The sequence below is a fragment of the Albidovulum sediminis genome (assembly GCF_025380365.1).
Classification (GTDB): Bacteria; Pseudomonadota; Alphaproteobacteria; order Rhodobacterales; family Rhodobacteraceae; genus Albidovulum; species Albidovulum sediminis.
The window spans coordinates 1,580,463-1,600,792 of record NZ_JAOCQF010000001.1 but is presented as its reverse complement, the minus strand read 5'-3'; the positions used below and the strand labels follow the sequence as shown (position 1 = coordinate 1,600,792).

At 68.8% G+C, this 20,330-nt stretch carries 14 protein-coding genes and 1 pseudogene; 9 read left to right on the top strand and 6 right to left on the bottom strand.

All coding sequences use genetic code 11. The annotated features are described in order from the left end of the window. Positions 1-5 precede the first annotated feature (5 nt). Genes tssL through N5I32_RS07945 form a run of 4 tightly spaced genes read left to right on the top strand, consistent with a single transcriptional unit; the run spans position 6 to position 6,554 of the window. Positions 6-1,577, top strand: coding sequence for a type VI secretion system protein TssL, long form (gene tssL, locus N5I32_RS07960; RefSeq protein ID WP_261494866.1), 1,572 nt, complete (start codon positions 6-8; stop codon positions 1,575-1,577). Next, a complete protein-coding gene (gene tssM, locus N5I32_RS07955) occupies positions 1,577-5,149 on the top strand; it encodes a type VI secretion system membrane subunit TssM (protein ID WP_261494865.1) in 3,573 nt (1,190 codons plus the stop codon). Before tssL ends, tssM begins: the two co-directional genes overlap by 1 nt. Beyond that, entirely contained in the window at positions 5,149-5,835 is a 687-nt protein-coding gene (tagF, locus tag N5I32_RS07950; RefSeq protein WP_261494864.1) for a type VI secretion system-associated protein TagF, read from the top strand. The genes tssM and tagF overlap by 1 nt, the downstream gene beginning before the upstream one ends. Next, complete coding sequence (locus N5I32_RS07945) at positions 5,832-6,554, top strand: PP2C family protein-serine/threonine phosphatase (protein ID WP_261494863.1); 723 nt, start codon at positions 5,832-5,834, stop codon at positions 6,552-6,554. The genes tagF and N5I32_RS07945 overlap by 4 nt, the downstream gene beginning before the upstream one ends. 19 nt (positions 6,555-6,573) lie before the next feature. On the opposite strand, the gene N5I32_RS07940 is transcribed toward N5I32_RS07945, so the two are convergent. After that, positions 6,574-8,736, bottom strand: a complete 2,163-nt coding sequence (locus N5I32_RS07940) for a serine/threonine protein kinase (RefSeq protein WP_261494862.1) — start codon at positions 8,734-8,736, stop codon at positions 6,574-6,576. Between the two features lie 37 nt (positions 8,737-8,773). Beyond that, positions 8,774-9,346, bottom strand: a complete 573-nt coding sequence (locus N5I32_RS07935) for an OmpA family protein (protein ID WP_261494861.1) — start codon at positions 9,344-9,346, stop codon at positions 8,774-8,776. A 180-nt stretch (positions 9,347-9,526) separates the two neighbouring features. Between N5I32_RS07935 and N5I32_RS07930 the strand changes: the two genes are divergently transcribed. Further along, positions 9,527-10,357 (top strand): M15 family metallopeptidase, encoded by an 831-nt coding sequence (locus N5I32_RS07930; RefSeq protein ID WP_261494860.1) that lies wholly within the window; start codon positions 9,527-9,529, stop codon positions 10,355-10,357. A gap of 102 nt (positions 10,358-10,459) precedes the next feature. Then, on the top strand, positions 10,460-11,512 hold the full coding sequence (locus tag N5I32_RS07925; protein ID WP_261494859.1) for a dipeptidase: 1,053 nt from the start codon (positions 10,460-10,462) through the stop codon (positions 11,510-11,512). 13 nt (positions 11,513-11,525) lie between these two features. Here N5I32_RS07925 and N5I32_RS07920 read toward each other — a convergent pair whose 3' ends face one another. Genes N5I32_RS07920 through N5I32_RS07910 form a run of 3 tightly spaced genes read right to left on the bottom strand, consistent with a single transcriptional unit; the run spans position 11,526 to position 15,816 of the window. Beyond that, positions 11,526-12,737 carry an efflux RND transporter periplasmic adaptor subunit gene (locus tag N5I32_RS07920; RefSeq protein ID WP_261494858.1) on the bottom strand — a complete coding sequence of 404 codons (1,212 nt, stop codon included), beginning with the start codon at positions 12,735-12,737 and terminating at the stop codon, positions 11,526-11,528. 3 nt (positions 12,738-12,740) lie between these two features. Continuing rightward, positions 12,741-15,104 (bottom strand): ABC transporter permease, encoded by a 2,364-nt coding sequence (locus tag N5I32_RS07915; protein ID WP_261494857.1) that lies wholly within the window; start codon positions 15,102-15,104, stop codon positions 12,741-12,743. Positions 15,105-15,108: 4 nt separating this feature from the next. Continuing rightward, positions 15,109-15,816 (bottom strand): ABC transporter ATP-binding protein, encoded by a 708-nt coding sequence (locus N5I32_RS07910; protein WP_261494856.1) that lies wholly within the window; start codon positions 15,814-15,816, stop codon positions 15,109-15,111. Positions 15,817-16,008: 192 nt separating this feature from the next. On the opposite strand from N5I32_RS07910, the gene N5I32_RS07905 reads away from it, so the two are divergent. After that, positions 16,009-17,265, top strand: a complete 1,257-nt coding sequence (locus N5I32_RS07905; RefSeq protein ID WP_261494855.1) for an NAD(P)/FAD-dependent oxidoreductase — start codon at positions 16,009-16,011, stop codon at positions 17,263-17,265. An 11-nt stretch (positions 17,266-17,276) separates the two neighbouring features. Here N5I32_RS07905 and N5I32_RS07900 read toward each other — a convergent pair whose 3' ends face one another. After that, positions 17,277-18,062, bottom strand: coding sequence for a DeoR/GlpR family DNA-binding transcription regulator (locus N5I32_RS07900; protein WP_261494854.1), 786 nt, complete (start codon positions 18,060-18,062; stop codon positions 17,277-17,279). A 189-nt stretch (positions 18,063-18,251) separates the two neighbouring features. On the opposite strand from N5I32_RS07900, the gene N5I32_RS07895 reads away from it, so the two are divergent. Both N5I32_RS07895 and N5I32_RS07890 read left to right on the top strand, forming a co-directional pair. Further along, the gene (locus N5I32_RS07895) at positions 18,252-19,205 is read left to right on the top strand and encodes an ABC transporter substrate-binding protein (protein ID WP_261494853.1); all 954 of its coding nucleotides are present in this window, start codon (positions 18,252-18,254) and stop codon (positions 19,203-19,205) included. A 72-nt stretch (positions 19,206-19,277) separates the two neighbouring features. After that, positions 19,278-20,329: pseudogene (locus N5I32_RS07890) on the top strand (quaternary amine ABC transporter ATP-binding protein). Position 20,330: the final 1 nt, after the last annotated feature.

Genomic DNA, 20,330 nt, shown 5'->3' with positions numbered 1-20,330 from the left:
GCGAGATGTCGAACAAGGATCCCTTTGCCGAACCCAACGACAACGAACGGACGGTGATCCGGCCGAACCCCGGCGGCCGCCGGCCGGCGGGCGGTGCCGCACCGACACCGCCGGGCTATCCGCCGCAACCGGGCTATCCGCCGCAGCCGGGCTATCCCCCCCCGCCCGGCTACCCGCCACAGGCCGGCTACCCCCCTGCGCCGGGCTATCCGCCGCAACCTGGCTATCCCCCGCAGGGCGCCTATCCGGGCCAGCCGCAGCCCCCGCAGGCCGCGGCACCTGGGCAGGACGCGATGGCCGATCCGATGTCCTACGGCGTGCCCCAGCATGCACAGCCCGCCGCTGCACCCGGCCCGCGTCCCGACGCGGACGGAGAGGCGGCGATGGCCCTGTCGATGACCGGGCTCAACACGCTCAACGCCTGCGCCGCGACGTTGTTTTCGCTGATCGGGCGCATCCGCAACCGCGCCCAGCACATGGACGCCGACAAGCTGCGCCAGAGCGTGATCGCCGAGGTGCGCGCCTTCGAGAACCGCGCGCTTCAGGCCGGGATCGAGGCGCAGACGGTCAAGGTCGCGCGCTACGCGCTTTGCGCCACACTCGACGACGTGGTGCTGAACACGCCCTGGGGCGGGCAGTCGTCCTGGGCGGTGCAGTCGATGGTCGCCACCTTCCACCGCGAAACGGTGGGCGGCGACCGCTTCTACGACCTGCTGGCGCGGCTGGAACAGGCGCCGGGTCCGAACATCGACATGCTCGAATTCCTCTACATGTGCCTGTCGCTGGGCTTCGAGGGGCGGTTGCGCGTCGAACAGGGCGGCACCGACAAGCACCTGCAGATCCGCAACGGCCTGGCCCGGATCATCCGCGGCCAGCGTGGCCCGGTGGAACGCGACCTCTCGCCCCACTGGGCGGGGCTCGACATGCCGCACAAGCCGCTGTCCGCCTGGAAGGCGGTCTGGATCGCGGCGGGCGTCGCCACGGTAATCATGGGGCTTGGCTATGCCGGGCTGTCCTACGCGCTCGGCGTGCGTTCCGAGCGGCTGATTGGCCAGTTGTCGGCGCTCGAATCCTCAGTCGTGCCCGAACTGCTGCGCCGCGCGCCGCCGCCGCCGCCCCCACCGCCTGCGCCCGAGAGCGAATCCGTCAAGGTGGCGGAATTCCTCAAGCCCGAGATCGAGGAAGGGCTGGTGACGGTGATCGAGAAGGGCAACGTGGTGACCGTGCGCATCGCGGGCGCGGGCATGTTCGGCTCGGGCTCCGACCAGGTGAAGGAAGAATTCCTGGTCAAGCTGCAACGCGTGGCCGAGGCGCTGAACGATTCCAAGGGGCCGATCATCGTCGTCGGCCATTCGGACAACGTGCCGATCAAGTCCTCCCGGTTCCCGTCGAACATGCACCTGTCGCTGGCCCGCGCCGAAAGCGTGATGAAAGTCATGGCCCAAAGCCTGACTGACACGGCGCGGATGACGGCCGAGGGCCGGGCGGACAAGGAACCCATCGAATCCAACGACACCAAAGAGGGGCGGGCCAAGAACCGCCGCATCGAGGTCCTGCTGGTGAAGGCTGACGGATAATGATCTTTCGCAGAATACGCCACATCCTCGGCACGCTGAACTTCGTGATCCTGCTGCTCGCGCTGATCATCGGGGCATGTCTGTGGTACTTCGGCCCGCTGTTCCACTGGGGGGAATGGCGCCCGCTCGACACGGTCACGGCGCGGGTCGTCGCCATCGCCATCGTCGTGGCGCTGGCTTTCCTGATCATGCTGCTGCGCTGGGTCATCCGGCGCCGCCGCAACCGCAAGATGGAAGAGGACCTGACCGCGGTCGAGGCGGCGCCCGACATGACCGCGCAGGAACTGACCGAACTGCGCGACAAGATGAAAGAGGCGCTGGGCGCCCTGCGCAAGTCCAAGCTGGGGCGCCGGCACCTGTACGAATTGCCCTGGTACGTCATGATCGGCCCGCCCGGCGCGGGCAAGACCACCGCGATCGTCAATTCCGGCCTGCAGTTCCCGCTGGCCGAGGCGATGGGCAAGTCGGCCATCGGCGGCGTCGGCGGCACCCGCAACTGCGACTGGTGGTTCACCGACAACGCGGTGATGATCGACACCGCCGGCCGCTACACCACGCAGGAAAGCGATGCGGAGGCCGACAGCGGCGCCTGGCTGGGGTTCCTGTCGCTTCTCAAGAAGCACCGCAAGCGCCAGCCGATCAACGGCGCGATCATCGCCATCTCGCTTTCCGACCTGTCGATGCAGGACGAGACGACCCAGAAGGGCCACGCCAACGCCGTGCGCCGCCGCCTGCACGAGCTGCGCGAGAAGCTGGGGGTGCGCTTCCCCGTCTACGTGCTCTTCACCAAGGCCGACCTGATCGCGGGCTTTACCGAGTTCTACGACACGCTCGGCAAGGAGGATCGCGAACAGGTCTGGGGCTTCACCTTCCCGCTTGAGAAGTCGAAGGGCGAGGTGTCGCCCATCGCCAACTTCGACCAGGAGTTCTCGCTGCTGCTGCAACGGCTGAACGCGCAGTCGCTCGAAAAGCTCCAGGCCGAGACGGACCACCAGCGCCGCAGTCTGATCGCGGCCTTCCCTGGCCAGGTGGCCTCGGTCCGGCAGGTGGCGCGCGACTTCCTCGCGCAGGTCTTCCAGGACAACCGGTTCGAACAGCGCCACATGCTGCGCGGGGTCTATTTCGCCTCGGGCACGCAGGAAGGCACGCCGATCGACCGGCTGATGATGAACATGGCGCGAACCTTCGGGATCGGGCGCCAGGCCATCGGCTCGGGCCGCGGTACGGGGCGGTCCTTCTTCCTGACCCGTCTTTTCGACAACGTGATCTTCCGCGAGGCGGGGCTTGTGTCGGCCGACGACAAGGTCGAACGGCGCTATCGCTGGACCAAGCGCATCGCCATCACCGCGATGACGCTTCTGACCATAGCGGCCTTCGGGCTCTGGACGCGCAGCTTCCTTGGCAACCGCGACATGATCGCCGACGCCTCGACGCTGGCGGACACGTTCCAGCAGATGTCCCAGACCATCCCCGGAAGCCCCATCGGCGACACCGACCTGCCCTCGGTCGTGCCCGCGCTGAACGTCCTGCGCGACATGCCCGGCAATCCCGCGCTGGGCGATCCGGAGCCGGAGGGGCGGCTGACCTGGGGTCTTTACCAGGGCGAGGTGATCGGGACGCAGGCGCAGCAGACCTATCGCTCCGCGCTCAACACCCACTTCCTGCCGCGCCTGCTTCTGAGCCTTGAGGAGCAGATGCAGGCCAACATGAACAACCCCGACTTCCTCTACGAGTCGCTGAAGATCTATCTGATGCTGGGCCAGGGGGACCACCTCAGCCCGGATCTGGTCAAGGAGTGGATGCGGGCGGTCTGGGGTGCCTACTACAAGGGCCCGGAACGCGACGGGCTGCGGGCCGATCTGGAATCGCACCTTCAGGCGATGCTGTCCCAGCCGATGCAGCAGATCCCGCTGAACGGGCCGCTGATCGACCAGGTGCGGGGCATCCTGACCGAAATGTCGATTGCCCAGCGTGTCTACAACGGCATCATCTCCAGCCCGGCGGCGAAGGCGCTGCCCGCATGGCGCCTGTCCGACGTCGGCGGGCCGGCCATCGGCCGGGTGATGCAGCGCAACTCCGGCAAGCCCCTGACCGATGGGGTCGAGGGCATCTTCACCTACAACGGCTTCAACAACGTCTTCCTCGCCGAGGCGCTGGGCGTGGCGCAGCGGATCCAGAACGAAAGCTGGGTCCTCGGGCCGACCGCCGAGGCGGCGCAAAGCGAGGCCGCATTGGTGTCGATCAGCCGCGACGTGCTGGACCTCTACTACAACGACTTCATCGAACGCTATGACGGGATCCTGTCGGACCTCGACATCATCCCGATGCAGTCGCTGAGCCATGCGGTCGAGGTGACGAACGTGCTTTCCGGCCCGACCTCGCCCATTGCCAACGTGCTGACCGCGATCGCGGCCGAAACCCGCTTGACGGAAAAGCGCGGCCTGGCGGATGCGACGGGGCTGAGCGAGGGCGTGTCGAGTGTCGGGGCGATGGAGATCCAGTCGAACCTGAGCGTGCAGGCGCAGGTCTTCGTCAACGCGCTGGCCAGTTCGAGCCTCGTGAACGGAACCAATGCCGAACCGCCGAAGGAGCCGGGGCAGTATGTGGTCGACCGCTTCGCCTGGCTGAACGACCTGGTGGCGCGGGCCGAGGGCAAACCCTCGCAACTCGATGACCTGATGCAGACGCTGACGCTCGTCTACCAGGAGCTGAACAAGATGTCGTTCTCGGGCGGGCTCGCGACACCCGGCATCGCCGGGGAACCGACTGCGCTTCAGCAGTTCACGCAGGCCGCGGCGCGCCTGCCGGGGCCGATGCAGCGTTGGGCCACGCAGATCGCCACGGGGTCGTCGGGCATCACCGTCGACGGCACGCGGGCGGCGATCAACGCGCGCTGGCAGGCCGCGGTCCTGCCGTTCTGCGAACAGGCCACGACCGACCGCTATCCGTTCGCGCGCGGCGCCGCGGCCGACATCGCCATCGCGGACTTCTCCAAGCTCTTCGGGCCGGGCGGACAGATCGACGCCTTCTTCAACGAGAACCTGCTGCCGCATGTCGACATGTCGGTCAGGCCCTGGCAGTGGAAGAAGGTGGGCGATACCGATCTGGGCATTTCGGCCAGCGTGCTGGAGCAGTTCCAGTACGCGGCCGAGATTCGCGACGCCTTCTTCGCCGCCGGACCGGTGCCTGCGATCAGCTTCCAGGTCACGCCCGAGGCGCTGGACGAAAAGTCCAAGCAGGTGACGCTGACCATCGACGGGACCGACATCGTCTTCAACCACCGCGGCGCGACGCCGACGGCGGTGACATGGCCCGGATCGGTGGGGCTGGCGCGGGTCGCGCTGGAGCCGCAGGTGAAGAATGCCGAAAACCAGATGGGCATGGACGGGCCTTGGGCCTGGTTCCGGCTTCTGGACGCGGCGAACGTGCGCGACACACCGGCGGCGGACCGGCTGCGGGTGATCTTCAGCGTCGGCGGGCGGATCTCCATCTTCCAGCTTCAGTCAGGCTCGGTCTTCAACCCGTTCAAGCTGAAGGCCCTGTCCAAGTTCTCCTGCCCGAAGTCGTTCTGATGGCGGCTGCGTCCGGTGCCTTCGGTGCCTTCGGAAAGATCCCCGCGCTGGGGGATTTCTTCCGCTTCGGCATGGCGCCGGGCTTTGTCGCGGCCTGGGACGACTGGCTGCAGCGCGGGATCCTGGCCGGGCGCGACCGGCTGGGGGAGGGCTGGCAGGACTGCTACATGACGGCACCGATCTGGCGCTTCGCGCTGGCGCCGGGGCTGGCGGGGGCAGAGGCGGCACTGGGCGTGATGATGCCCTCGGTCGACCGCGTGGGCCGGCAGTTCCCGCTGACGCTTGCCGCCACGCTCACAGAGGGGGTGGACCCCGTCGCCACCCATTTCGCGGCGGAGGGCTGCTTTCACGCGCTCGAAACGCTCGCGCTTGAGGCGCTGGACGACCTGCCGCGCGAGGGCCTGGTCGAACGGCTGGCCGCGATCGCCGCGCCGTCCGCGCCGGCGCCGGGGCAGGTGGTCATGGCGCCGGGGCGTGCGCTGGTCAGCGACGCCGGGCCCGAGGGCGGTCTGCCGCATCTGGCCGCCCGCTGTCTGGGCCGCGATTTCCGCGCGCCGAGCGTGTGGAGCGCGCAGGGCGAGGGTGGCACGCGACTGATGATCCTGGAAGGGATGCCGGACGAGGCGGCGACGGTCGGGCTGTTCGATCCGAACGCCGCCATCTGGCAGAAAAGGGAGGCCGCATGAGTTCTGGCTTTCACGTCCGCTACAGCGCCACGACCCATGTCGGGCGTGTGCGCAAGATGAACGAGGATTCCATCCTCGCCATGCCCGAGCAGGACATCTGGGTGGTCGCGGACGGCATGGGCGGGCACGAGGGGGGCGACTTCGCGAGCCAGGCCGTGATCGAGGCCATCGCGATGCTGGCGCCGGGGCTTGAGCCGCGCGAGAAGATGCATGAACTGCGCGGCGCGATCCAGCGGGCGCACGCCATCATCCGGCAAGAGGCTGACCGGCGCGGCGTGACCACCATCGGCGCGACTGTGGTGACGCTGATGCTTGCCAACGGTCATTTCCTGAGCTTCTGGGCCGGGGACAGCCGGCTTTACCGCCTGCGTGACGAACGGCTCGAGGTGCTGACGACCGATCATTCGCTGGTCGCCGAATTCGTCCTGTCCGGCCAGATGACCTGGGACGAGGCCGACGCGCATCCGCAGTCGAACGCGATCACCCGCGCGGTAGGCGTGGGCGACGAGCTTGAGCTGGACAAGATCCGGGGCGAGGTGCTTCCCGGCGACCGTTTCCTGCTCTGTTCGGACGGGCTGAACAAATACGCCACCTCCGACATGATCCGCCGGGTCCTTGCGCGCGACCCGATCGAGACGGTCGCCGAAACGCTTCTTCAGATCGCGCTCGACGGGGGCGGGGCAGACAACATCTCGATCATCGTGGTCGACACCGTCTGAGCGCGGCGCCCGCGGCGGGTCAGGGCTGCGCGGTGGTCAGGATCCGGCTGTCGATCGAGGTGACCGTGGTCGTCCCGGAGGCCACCAGATCGGCGAGCGCCTGCGCATAATCGGCGGCGGGTTCGGAAATCTCGCGCATCGTGGCGAACAGCGGCGCCTTCGCGTAAAGCGCGATCACCTTGCTCTTGCCGAGCGAGCTTGCGTCGACGGTGAAGGCCAGTTTCGATGTCCCCTGCGCCTCGGTCAGGCCATAGGCGACACGCACCGGAACCGCGCCCGGCTGGCCACTCCGCAAGGCCGCGACGGAGTTGTCGGGCCGCGTCTGGTTCGGCAGCAGGTGGAAAACGTTGCCCGAGACGTCGAGGACGGAGACATAAAGATAGCCGTCCGTCACCTCGGCGGGGATATCCACGTCGATCACCGGGTTCTCGCCCACGAAATAGCGCCCCGACGGGTTCGGGTCGGCGCTGTCACCGAAGCCGAAGGAAATGTCGAAGCCGCCGGCCGGCGCGGCGGGCAGGCGGGTCTCTATCAGGCAGAGCGCGGGGTTCAGGATCTCGGCGTCGATCACGACCTCGCGCGGGCCCGCCACCGCGCGCAGGGCGTCGAACAGGCGGATGCGCGATCCGTTGTCGGCCAGGCGCCCGGCGACGACGATCCGGTCGGCCTCGGCGTAGCCCTCGGACGGGACCGATTGCTGCACCAGCGGCCCGCAGTCGGCGATCTGGTCCAGGATCGGCTGCAAGGCGGTGGCGGCCAGAAGCTGCGACTTCAGCGCGATGTCTGCCGTCCCGCTCATCCCGCCCGGAAGCGTGGTGCCGAGAAGCGCGGTCACGCTGTCCTGGCGGGCCGCATCCGCGGTCGATCCGGTGGCGGTGAAGGTCATGCCGTCGACGGACAGCGACCATTCGTCCAGCGTGGCCAGCGTCGACATGAGCAGGCTGACATCGCCCCCCCAGCCTTCGCCGATCTCTCCGCGGGCAAGCGAGAGTTCCGCCGTGCCGCTCAGCCGCGCGATATCTTCCGACAGCGTGCGCTGGACCGCCTCCGAAGGGGCATAGCCCACCGCCTCGGGGACGCCGCCCTCGGCCTTGGTCACGCGGAACGTGTAGGGTTCGGCCAGCGGCAGCGAAGGTCCGAACATGCCGGAGAAGTAGGCCCCGGCGCCGCCCCCGCCAGCCAGCAGCACGAGCAGCGTGAGGACGAGCGGCAGGCGGCTTTTCCCCGCCGCGGCCTCGGCCTTGCCGGCCGCCTTGGCCTTCGTTGCTTCGGCGCCCGGCTTTGCGGCCGCGGCCTTGCCGGGCATGATGACCGTCCGGTCTTCCAGTCCCGCGGGCAGCCCCGCAGGGGCCGCCGCCGGCCCGCCGCGGATCGCCGCCAGAACCTCGGCCGCGCTCTGGAACCGCTGCGCCGGATCGGGGTGCGACAGCTTCCCGATCAGCGACTTGAGCGGTTCGGGCACGCCCTCAGTATCCAGCGGCTCGCCCTTCTTCTGCAGGACCTCCATCGGGTTCGACCCGGCGTTCGGCGGGCGGCCGCGGAAGCCCGCAAGCAGCAGCGCGCCCAGCGAATAGAGGTCCGACCGGGCATCGGTCCGGCCGCTGAGCTGTTCGGGGGCGGCATAGGCATACTTGCCGGCGAACTCGTTGCCCACGATCGTCGCCGCGCCGGGGTTGGTGTCCTTGGCGATGCCGAAGTCGATGATGACGGCCTCGGCCGGGTTGCCGTTCCTCAGGATGATGTTGTCGGGCGACAGGTCACGGTGGACGATGTTCTTTGAATGGGCGGCCTGAAGCCCCTCGGCCACGCGGGCGCCGATGACCAGAAGATCCTCCGCCGACAGGCCGCCTTCCTTCAGCTTGTGGTCAAGCCCCGGCCCGTCGACATAGTCCATCACCAGATAGACCGTGCCCTCGGGTGTGCGCTGGTTGTCGGAATAGCGCACCACCGCATCGTGGCGGATGTCGCGCATTTCTTCTTCCCGCGTCATCAGCAGCAGGAAGTCCTCGTTGCGCGAAAACTCCGACCGGAGCGCCTTGAGCGCCACGACCCGGCCCGAGATCTCGGAGCGGGCGCGGTAGACCTCGGAGGTGCCACCGCGCCCCAGCAGGGCCTCGATCCGGTAGGTGTTGTTCAGCAGGTCCCCGGGCCGGAAGGCGTCGCCTGGGCGTGAGTCGTTCATCGGCGGCTATCCGTCCTCGGGTTCCGGGTCGCGTCGTTCAGCCCAGGGCCTGGAATTCGACACGCCGGTTCACGTCGGCCGCCGGGTTCGCCGTATCGAGCGGGGCCGTCTCGCCCGCGCCGATCGCCATCAGGCGGTCCGAACTGATGCCGCAGTCGCTGACCAGATACTGCATCACCGCCTCGGCGCGCGCTTCCGACAGTGACTGGTTGTAGTCCGCGCTGCCCGAGGAATCGGTGTGGCCGATCACCTGGAAGCGGCTGACGTCGATGGATTTCATCGCCTCGCACATGGTGGCGAGCCGCGGTTTCTGGTCGTCGCGCAGGGCCGAGGAATTGTAGTCGAACGAGATGCTCAGGTTGACCTGGGCATCGGCGGCCACGGGCTGATAGGCGGGCTCGGTCGCCGTCGCGGCCACGGCGGTGTCGGTCACGGTCGTGGCTGCGGTGGAGGGTGCCAGCACGAGGCCGCGGGTCTTCTGCTGCTTGGCAAAAAGATCGGAGATCTGCTCGGCCGTCAGTTCGCCGTCGGTGGACTGGGCAAAAGCGGGAAGGCAGGTGCCGGAAAGTGCCAGCGTCAGGCCTGAGGCAAGGAGCGCGTTTCTAAACATCGACTTGTTCTTTCCCGATATGTCAGGGGTACTCGCCCAAAACTCTATACCACGGGCGCCAAGGCGACAACGAATTTGCGTCCCCTCCATGACGCGATCGCGCCTTTGTTGACTTGTATCGACGGCTTATTCAGAATCATCAGGCCGCTTCCCGCAAGCGGCATTGCAAGAGAGTTCATCATGCGTCTGTTGCCGGCCATCCTGATCGCGGTCGCGATCCTGCTTGCCCCCGTTCTCTGGTACGTCACCCCCCTGGTGCTCGGGTCCGAGGACGAATTCGGCGGGCCTGCCGTCGACAGCGGCGCGCGGATCGAGATCGAGATGCTGCGCGAACAGGTGGAAGCCCTGCGCACCACGGTCGAGGGGCTGCGCGGCGAGGTGGCGCGAATCGGCGCCGGCCCGATGGCCACGCTTCCGCTCGACGACCAGGGCTTCGTCGACAATTCCGGCCCGAACAGCATCATCGATTCCTATGCGCAGGTCGTGCTGGTCGCGGGGCGGCGCGAACTGAACACGACGCTGCACGCGCCGACGACCGATTTCCTGATCGACATGTTCGGCCACCCGCGCGAGGACTACAACGAACAGTGCCAGCCGATGACGAACCCCACGCTGGCAGAGCTTCTGGTGACCGAGCAGGTGGGACCCGTCCAGGTCAAGATGCTCAGGCCCGCCGCCGAATCCCTGGGCGAGGTGTTCGAGCGTATCCGCCAGGTGGACCAGGACCTTTATGACCGCATCAACACCGCAGGCTCGCTCTGCGTGCGCTTCGTGCGCGGGTCCGACACCTCGCTGTCGTCCCATGCGTTCGGCCTGTCGATCGACCTCAACATCGACGGGCATCTCGACACGCTGGGCGATGGCCAGACGCAGCTTGGCCTGACCATCCTTGCCGATTTCTTCCGCGAGGCGGGCTGGATCTGGGGCGCGGGCTTCGGCCGCGAGGACAGCATGCATTTCGAGGTCAGCCGCGAAAAGCTGGAGGAGTGGCGGGCGGAAGGCCGGATCTGACCCCCGCCGGCGGAGAGCGGGCCCTTGCCTCTCCACCCGTCCGCGGGGCAGTCTGACACCGCCCGAACGCCGGGCGAGTCGCGTCAGAGGAAGAGGACAGCCATGATCCCGGTGTTCGACGGCCACAACGATTTCCTGCTGCGGCTCCTGCGCAACCCCGCCGGCCGGCAGACGATCTGGAACCCCGGCGAGGGCAAGGGACACCTCGACCTGCCGCGGATGCGGGCGGGCGGCTTTGCGGGCGGCTTCTTCGCCATCTACATCCCTTCGCCCGAGGCGCATGACAGCCCCGATTTCGAGGCGATCATGGATGCGCCGCCCTATGACCTGCCGCTGGACGACCTGATCGGCGCGGAGGCGGCGCAGCCGGTAGCCATGGCGATGGCAGGCCACCTGATGTGGCTGGAACGGACCGGAGACCTGACCATCTGCCGGTCGGTCGCGGACATCCGCGACGCCATGTCCGAGGGGCGGATTGCGGCGATCATGCACATGGAGGGCGCCGAGGCGATCGGCGAGGACCTTGACGCGCTCCACGTCTGGCATGCCGCCGGCTTGCGCTCGCTCGGGCCGGTCTGGTCGCGCCCGACCGTCTTCGGCCATGGCGTCCCGTTCCGCTTTCCGGGCGATCCCGACACCGGCGAGGGGCTGACCGAGGCCGGCAAGCGGCTGGTGCGCGAATGCAACGCGCTGCGCATCATGATCGACCTCAGCCACCTGAACGAGAAGGGTTTCGACGACGTGGCGGCGATCTCGGACGCGCCGCTTGTCGCCACCCATTCCAATGCCCACGCCGTCACGCCCTCGACCCGGAACCTGACGGACCGGCAGTTGCGCGTGATCCGCGATTCCGACGGGATGGTGGGCTTGAACTACGCGACCGTCTTCCTGCGCGAGGACGGGCGCAAGTCGCCCTTCGCCGGCTGGGACCCGATCCTGCGCCACCTCGACCACCTGCTCGGCGTCCTGGGCGAGGATCGCGTGGGCCTCGGCTCCGATTTCGACGGCGCGACTATGCCCGAGGCAATCGGCGATGTCACCGGCCAGCCGCGCCTTCTTGCGGCGCTGGCCGCGCATGGCTACGGCGAGGATCTGGTCAGGAAGATCGCGCACGAAAACTGGCTCGCCCTTCTCCAGCGGACCTGGGGCGGCTGAGGGCCCCTTCGCCTCAGTCGAGCGTCTGGCGGTCGGCGATTTCGGTACCTTGCGCGATCCGGTCGCTCGGATGGGTGATGACGCGGGCGCCCTCGGCCAGGCCGTCCAGCACCTCCGCGACGGTGTCGTTCACCCGTCCGATCCGCACCGGCACCACGCTCGCGCGCCCGTCCTTGGCGGCAAAGACCGCCCAGTCGCCGTTGTTGCGGAACAGCGCGCCGACCGGAACCAGAAGGGCGGCGTCGGTTTCCCATTCCACGATCCGGGCATAGACCGCAAAGCCGTCGCCGAGGCCCGCCCGCGCCTCTGCCGGCGTGACAAGGTCGAGGATCACGTTGACGCGCTGTTCCTCGATCCCCAGCGCGCTGATCTTGGTGAAGCCCGCGGGTTCCACCTCGCGCACCGCAGCCTCGAGCGCGCCGCCGCCGCCCCAGCGCAGGATCTCGGCCCGCGCGCCGGGGCGCACGCGCACCGCATCGGCCGACAGCAGGTCGACGACGATCTCCAGGTCCTGCGGCTGCCCGATCGACAGCAGCGGGCTTCCCGCCGCGACCGGGCGTTCGCTGACATTGGCGACCGAGAGGACGACGCCATCGGCGGGCGCGGGGATTTCCACGCAGCATGTTCCGTTCGCGGCGCCGCCGCCCGGCCCGATCAGCGCGGCGCGCGCGCGTTCCAGCGCCCCGATCGTCAGCTGGTGCTGCGCGCGTGCGGCGGCCAGCGCTGCCTCCTGCACCTTCAGAAGCTGGGCCGCATCCTCAAGCTGGGTCAGCGAAAACACCCCGCGATCCGACAGGGCCTGGGTGCGATCGTATTGCGATTTCGCATGCGCCACGTCGGCCTCGGCCTTGGCGATCTGGGTCAGCGCGAGGCTGACCGCCGCCTCTGCCTCCTTCACCGCGGCCTCGGCCTGGTTGCGGCTGCGCAGGTCCAGAAGGCCCGGATCGACGGGTTCGACCCGGGCGACGATGGTCTGGCCGCGCCGGACCTCATCGCCCACCTCGACCGGAGAGCGCAGAGCCTTGCCCGAGACCGGGGCGGCGACCTCGTAGATGTTGCGGATGCGGGTGACGCCGTCGCCGTCGATGGTGACCCGCATCGGCCCGGTTGCCACCGTCGCCAGATCGACCGGCACCGCCTCGGGCCGCAAGGCGACCCAGACCAGCCCGGCGACCAGCGCTACCGCGGCCACCCCCATCGCGACGGAACGAGCGTTTGCAGACATGGTTCACTCCCGTGTTTTCATGACCGCGACAAGGTCCAGACGGTCGATCCGCCGCCGCACGATGAGTGCGGAGAAGGCGGAGGCAGACAGCACGACCAGACTTGATCGCGCATAGGTGGCAGGGTTCATCACGAAGGGTAACGAATAGAGGTCGGAGGAGAAGGACACGACCTGCGCATAGGCGAAGATCCAGCCCAGGATCCAGCCCACCGGCTGCGCGAGGATGGCAAGCGCCATCAGTTCGCCGATCAGGATGTAGGAGGCCTCGGCGCGGGTGAAGCCGATGATCCTGAGGCTGGCCAGTTCGCGCGCGCGCTCCGAAAGCTGGATGCGCGCGCTGTTGTAGGCCACGCCCACCGTGATCAGGACGGCGATGACGACATAGACCATCGTGGTGATCAGCACGTTTTCCCCGATCGTCGCGCGAAAGGACGCACGCGTCTGGAAAAGAAGCACCGTGCCCGCCAGTCCGGGCGTGTTCTTGGCGGCGGCGTAAAGCGCATCGGCCTGCGCGGGGTCCATCGCGACGTTGACCACGCTGACCTGCGGCGGCTTGCGCAGGAGCCGGGCGAGCGCCGCGCGGTCCATGTAGGCGCCAAGGCCGAAATGGATGCAGGCGGTGCCGCTGACCTCCAGGAGCAGCGTCTCGCGCCGTCCGGTCAGGATCTCCATCTCGATGCGGTCGCCGGGGCCGACGCCCAGCCGCTCGGCCAGCCGTTCGGACAGCACGATGCCGCTTCCCGCAGGCTCGACGGGCCGCCCCGCGGCGTCCGTCACGCGCGACAGCCGCGCGTCGGGATCGCGCGCCTCGACCGCCAGGCGGCGCGACAGGGTGCCGCTGCGCAGGATCGCGGGCACAGCATGGAGCGGTTCGGCGGCAAGAATGCCGGGCAGGTGGCGCACATCCTCCACCACGTCGTCGGCACGATCCTCGGCCAGGATCAGCATCGCGTGCTGCCGGTTCTGTTCGAAAAAGGCGGTGTCGATGATCTCGTCGAGCGAGTCGGGGAAGAACGAGGCGGACATCAGCATGGCGACCGCGGCGGCCATCGCCAGCACGGAAAACGCAGCCCGGCCGGGCCAGCGGGTGATCCCGCGCAGCACCATCATCGAGGGTTGCGACAGGCCCGCGAAGGCCGCCAGCCGGTCGCTGAGGCCGCGCCGGAAGACCGGGGGCGCGGGCGGGGCCATGGCGATCGCCGGGGGAAGCGCCGCGGCCCGTCGCGCCGACTGAAGCGCGCCCAGACCGGACGCCAGAAGCCCCGCGGCGGCGGCGGTGGCATAGCTGCCCACGCGGGGCTGGAAGACGAGATACGGAAACTCGAAGAACTCGGTATAAAGCCTTGCCATTCCACGGCCAAGCCAGCTTCCCATCCCCCATCCGATGACAATCCCGATGATCGCGACAAGCATCGCGAGCTTGAGGAAGTGACCCGCCACCGCGGCGTCGGAATAGCCCAGCGCCTTCATCAGCCCGACCACCCCGCGTTCCAGCGAGACGATCCTTTGCAGGACCATGTTCACGAGGAAGGCGGAGATCAGGAAGAACACCGGCGGCAGGATCCGCGCCATCGCGCGAAGCTGCGTCAGTTCGCCCTCGATGAAGACGTGGGACGCCTGTTCCGCCCGCCCGTGGGCGCCCGCGCCGCCATAGGGGGCAAGCAGGCGGTCGAGCGCGGGAATGACCGCCTCGGCCTGGCCCTCGCGGGTCAGGGCAAGGGCTACATCGTTGAAGGCGCCCTGAAGATCGAAGGCGGCAGCAAGTGCGCGGCGCGGCATCCACAGGATGCCGTAGCGGCGGTTGTCGGGCAGCATCGCGCCGGGGCCGAGGACATAGACGAACTCCGGCGACAGCGCGGTGCCGGTGATGGTCAGCACGCGCTTGCGCCCGTTCAGGTTCGCGGCAAAGCGGTCGCCGGGGACAAAGCCGTTCGCCTCGGCGAAGGCACGGCTGACCATCACCTCGTCGGTACGGTCGGGGTCGGGCGGGCGCCCGGCCACGATCATCGGCAGGTTCAGCGCGGGGTCGCCGAAGTCTGGCAGCGATACGACCCGCCCCGCCGCCGGTTCCGCCAGTCCGGGCAGGTCCAGCACCACCTGTCCCACGATCCGCGTCTCGGCCATGCGCACGCCCGGCAGGGCGCGGATGTCGGGCAGCAGGCTGTCGGGCGCCCGCCGCACGTTGGCGAAGACCTCGGCAAAGCGGTTGCGCTCATAATAGGCGTCGAGCGTGTCTTCGAGCGAGCGTTGCGCGCCCACCGCCAGCACCAGGATGGTGACCCCGCAGGCCAGGACCAGCGCGATCGCCAGCACCTGTGCCCACATCCGCCTCAGGTCGCGCAGGAGCTTGCGGTCGAGCACGGACATGGCGTCACCAGGTGATGTCGGAGGGGCGGGCGCGGCTGGCATTCTCGCGCACTTCGGCGATCCGCCCGTCGGCAAAGAAGACGACCCGGTGCGCCATCGCCTGAATGCCCGCGTTGTGGGTGATGACGACGGTGGTGGTGCCCAGATCACTGTTGATCGCGTTCAGCGCCTCAAGCACCTGCACCCCGGTCTTGCTGTCGAGCGCGCCGGTCGGCTCGTCGCAGAGCAGCACGTCGGGCCGCTTGGCGATGGCGCGCGCAATCGCGACGCGCTGCTGTTCGCCGCCCGAAAGCTGGGCGGGGAAATGGTCCATCCTCTGGTCCAGCCCCACCCGCGCCAGCGCCTCGTCCGCGGGCATCGGGTTGCGCGCGATCTCGGTCACCAGCGCCACGTTTTCCCGCGCGGTGAGCGAGGCGACAAGGTTGTAGAACTGGAAGACGAAACCGACGTGATCGCGCCGGTAGCGCGTCAGCTCGCGGTCGGACATGGCGGTCAGCTCGTGATCGGCAAACCAGGCCCGGCCGCCGCTGGCGCGGTCAAGCCCGCCGAGGATGTTCAGAAGCGTCGACTTGCCGCTGCCCGAGGGGCCGAGAAGCACGGTGAACTCGCCGGGGTAAAGCGACAGGTCCACCCCGCGCAGCGCATGCACGCTCACATCCCCGGTCCGGTAGACCTTTGTCAGCCCCTCGCTCCGGAAGATCGGTTGTGCCATCCCGCCCGCTCGTCCCCTGGTCCGGTCCAAGCCTTGTGCCTGAACAGGTCTGCCCGCGTTGATCTGGCGCAAGGCGCGGGCGAAGTGTCGCAGGGCGGCGCCCCGGGCACAACCGGGCAGATGCGATGGCGCCTATTCCAACCCCGCGCGATCCATGCTTAGTGACGCGCGCAACGGAACGGAGGCGGGGCGATGACGTCGATCCAGAACCTGTGGCGGATGACTTGCGGGCCGGCGCTGGACCTGCCGCCGCTGGCGGGCGATGCGGCCGCCGATGTCGCCGTGATCGGCGGCGGGTTTACCGGCCTCTCGGCGGCGCTGCACCTGGCCGAGGCCGGCGCGCGCGTCGTCGTGGTCGAGGCCGAAACCATCGGCCACGGCGGGTCGGGCCGCAACGTCGGGCTGGTGAACGCGGGCCTCTGGACGCCCCCCGACGAGGTCGAGGCGGCGCTGGGCGCCGAAGAGGGCGCGGCCCTCAACCGCGCGCTGGCGGCGGGGCCGGACCTCGTCTTCGACCTGATCGGGCGCCATGGCATCGAGTGCGAGGCGGTGCGCAACGGCACGCTGCACCTGGCCCACAGTGCGGCCGGCCTGCGCGACCTGCGCGCGCGCCATGCCCAGCAAAGCCGGCGCGGGGCGCCGGTCAAGCTGCTGGACTCGGCAGAGACCGCGCGCCGCGTGGGCACCGGGCGCTTCGCCGGATCGCTCTGGGACGGGCGCGCGGGCACGATCCAGCCGCTGGCCTATGCCATGGGGATGGCGCGCGCGGCGATGGCGGCGGGTGCAACGGTGCGTGAGAGAAGCCCTGCGCTGTCGGTCGCGCGCGAAGGCGCCGACTGGGTGGTCCGCACCGCGGCGGGCTGCCTGCGGGCGCCAAGGCTGATCCAGGCGACGAATGCCTATGCGGCGGCGGGCGCCCGGCCCGGCCCCTTCACGCCCGTGCACTATTTCCAGATCGCGACCGCCCCGCTGAGTGCGGCGCAGCGCGAAACCATCCTGCCTGGCGGCGAGGGGTGCTGGGACACGGCGACGGTCATGACCTCCTACCGGCTCGACCGGGCGGGGCGGCTGCTGCTGGGCTCGGTCGGCAACCTCGAGGATTTCGGCGCCCGCGTCCACCAGTGCTGGGCGCGCCGGCGCATCGCGGGGGCCTTCCCGGCGCTGCGCGGCATCGGGATCGAGGCCGCGTGGTCGGGGCGGATCGCGATGACGGGCGACCACATGCCCAAGGTCGCCGAAATCGGCCCCGGCGCGGTCAGTATCTGGGGCTATTCCGGGCGCGGCATCTCGCCCGGCACGGTCTTCGGCCGCGCCGCCGCGCGCTGGGCGATGGGCGATGCCGACGCCTTTCCAACCGCGATCCGCGCCGCGAAGCCCGAGACGCTGCCGGGCCTGCGCGCGCTTTACTACGAGGCGGGGGCAACGCTGACCCACATGCTGCCGGGCTGACCAGAGCGGGGTCAGGTCGCGGCGACCTTCAGCGCCGTGTCCGCCGCGTCAAGGGCCGAGGCGATGGCGGCAGGCGGCGCCCGGTCCGTCACCAGCATGTCGAGGTCGGCGAAACCGCAGACATGGATCAAGCCGCGACGGCCGAATTTCGTGTGGTCGGTGACGACCATCCGCCGTTCGGCCCGCGTCAGCAGAAGGCGCCCGAACTCCGCTTCCTCAAGGTCGAAGTCCATCACGCCGGACGGGTCGACCGCGCTGGCCGAGATGATTGCATGGGCGACGGTGAAGCGGCCGGCGAAGTCGAGCGCCGACTTTCCGAAGGCCGCGCCTGAATCGCTGCGCAACTCGCCGCCCGCCATGTAGACGCGGTTGCCGTTCACCGTGGCCAGCGTCCGCGCGATGTCGGACGAATTAGTGACGACCGTCAGCCGCCGACGCCGCGTCAGTTCGCGCGCGACATAGCTTGTCGTCGTCCCGGTATCGAGCATCACGGAATCGCCGTCGCGGATCATCTCTGCCACCGCCCGCGCGATCGCCTGCTTGGCGGCCGCATTCTCGCGCATCCGCTTCTGGAACGGCGCCTCGCCGATCTGGCCGGCAAGCCCGACCGCGCCATGGATGCGCACGACCGATCCCGCCTCGCTCAGCGGTTTCACGTCGCGGCGCACGGTTTCCAGCGACACGCCGAGCCGTTCGGCCAGGGCCGCGATCGAGACCGAGCCTTCGGCCTCGAGGATCTGGAGGATGTCGGCGTGACGTTTCGACAGCATGGCGTGACCGAATTTCTTGGAGATCATAGGAAATCTCACGCGGATGCACAATCATCGGGCGCGTTTCGGGCGAAAAAAACACAAGAAACCACAAACAGGATTGACGGAATCGCCCGCGCAGTCCCTACTTGGGGCAAGGGACGGGGGCGGGGCGGCAGGCCCCGGTCATGGCGTCCCAGCATGACCGGCGCAGGCCGGCCGAACAGGGAGATTGCGATGACCACAACGTTGCTGAAGCGCAGCCTTGCCGCCTCTGCCTTCGCGCTGATGGCCGGTGCCGGCTGGGCGCAGGAATCCTCCGACCCGATCAAGCTGACGCTGCATGACTGGACCGGCCAGCTCATCACGACGCAGATCATGGGCGAGGTGCTGAAGCAGGCGGGCTACAACGTCGAATACGTGCAGGCCGACTACCTGGCGCAGTTCGCCGGGCTGGAATCGGGCGACCTGCACGTCGCCATGGAGATGTGGGAGACGACAGGCCGCGACGCCATGGACGCCTCCACCGCTACCGGCAAGACCGAGGTCTTCGGCCCGACCGGCATGAAGGCCAAGGAGGAGTGGTGGTATCCGACCTACATGAAGGAAAAGTGCCCCGGCCTGCCCAACTGGGAGGCGCTGAAGGACGAGGCCTGCGCCGAGGCGTTCTCCACCGCCGAAACCGCGCCGAAAGGCCGCTATCTGGGTGGCCCGGTGACCTGGGGCGGGTTCGATGACGAACGGGTGGAGGCGCTGGACCTTCCGTTCGAGGTGATCCACGCAGGCACCGACGCGGCCCTTTTTGCCGAACTGGAAAGCGCCTACCAGCGCCAGGCGCCGATCATGCTGTGGATCTATGCGCCGCACTGGGCGCCCGCGAAGTACGAGGGCGAATGGGTCGAGTTCCCGGAATACACCGCCGAATGCTACAACGACCCGGCCTGGGGTTCGAACCCCGACAGCGCCTATGACTGCGGCAAGCCGTTCGGAGAGATCTGGAAGGTCGGCTGGGCCGGCGTGAAGGACAAGTGGCCCGGCGCTTACGCGGCGGTCAAGGCCTTCACCATCGACAACGACGAGATGGGCCAGATGATCACCGAGGTCGACCTGAACGGCAAGACCGTCGAACAGGTGACGGCCGACTGGATGGCCGCGAACGAGGGCCGCTGGAAAGGCTGGATCGGCCAGTAACACGCTGATCCGAAAGGAATGGGACCGCCCGTGCAAGCGGGCGGCCTTGACGCTGCACCCTCAGGACCGCCCATGACCCCCACGCCCGCCACAGACGCGACGCATGCTGCGAGCGCGGACGCGAAGCTGACCTGCCGCAATGTCTGGAAGCTGTTCGGACCCCGGGCGCGCGAAACCCTGACCGGGCTGGGCGCCGGGGCGACGGCCGAGCGGCTTCAGGCGGCGGGCCTCGTGCCCGCGGTGCGCGCGGTCAGCCTGTCTGTGCGCGAGGGCGAGATCTTCGTCATCATGGGGCTGTCGGGGTCGGGCAAGTCCACGCTCGTGCGGCTGATGTCGCGGCTGGTGGAGCCGACGGCGGGCGAGATCCTGTTCAACGGGCGTGACCTGCTGGCGGCCTCAGAAGCGGAGATGATCGAGATCCGCCGCCACAAGATGGGCATGGTGTTCCAGCACTTCGCGCTCCTGCCGCACCTCAGCGTGCTCGACAACGTGGCCTTCCCGCTCGACGTGCAGGGCATGGGCGGGCTGAGCGCGAGGATCGCGCGCGCCGGATGATCGCGCTGGTGGGCCTCTCGGGGCGGGAAGACGCCTTTCCGCGCCAGTTGTCGGGCGGCCAGCAGCAGCGCGTGGGCATCGCCCGCTCGCTCGCCGTCGAGCCGGAACTGTGGTTCCTGGACGAGCCGTTCTCGGCCCTCGATCCGCTGATCCGGCGCGAGATGCAGGACGAGTTCATCCGCCTGCAATCGGTCCTGAAGAAGACCATCGTTTTCATCACCCACGACTTCGACGAGGCGATCCGCCTGGCCGACCGCATCGCCATCATGAAGGACGGCGCGATCGTCCAGCAGGGCACGCCCGAGGATATCGTGCTGAACCCGGCGACGGATTACGTGCGCGAGTTCACCCGCGCTGTGCCGCGCGCCAAGGTGGTGCGGGTCGCCTCGGCGATGCGCGCCGCCGCCGGTCCCGATCCCGTGGCCGGGATCGCCGCGCGCGCCACCGTCGCCGAGGCTGCGCCGCTGTTCCTCGACGGGGCCGAGGCGCTGCGCGTGACCGGGGCGGGGGGCGAAACCCTTGGCCACCTTCACCGCGCCGATGTCGTCGCGCTGATGCTGGGGGGCTGAG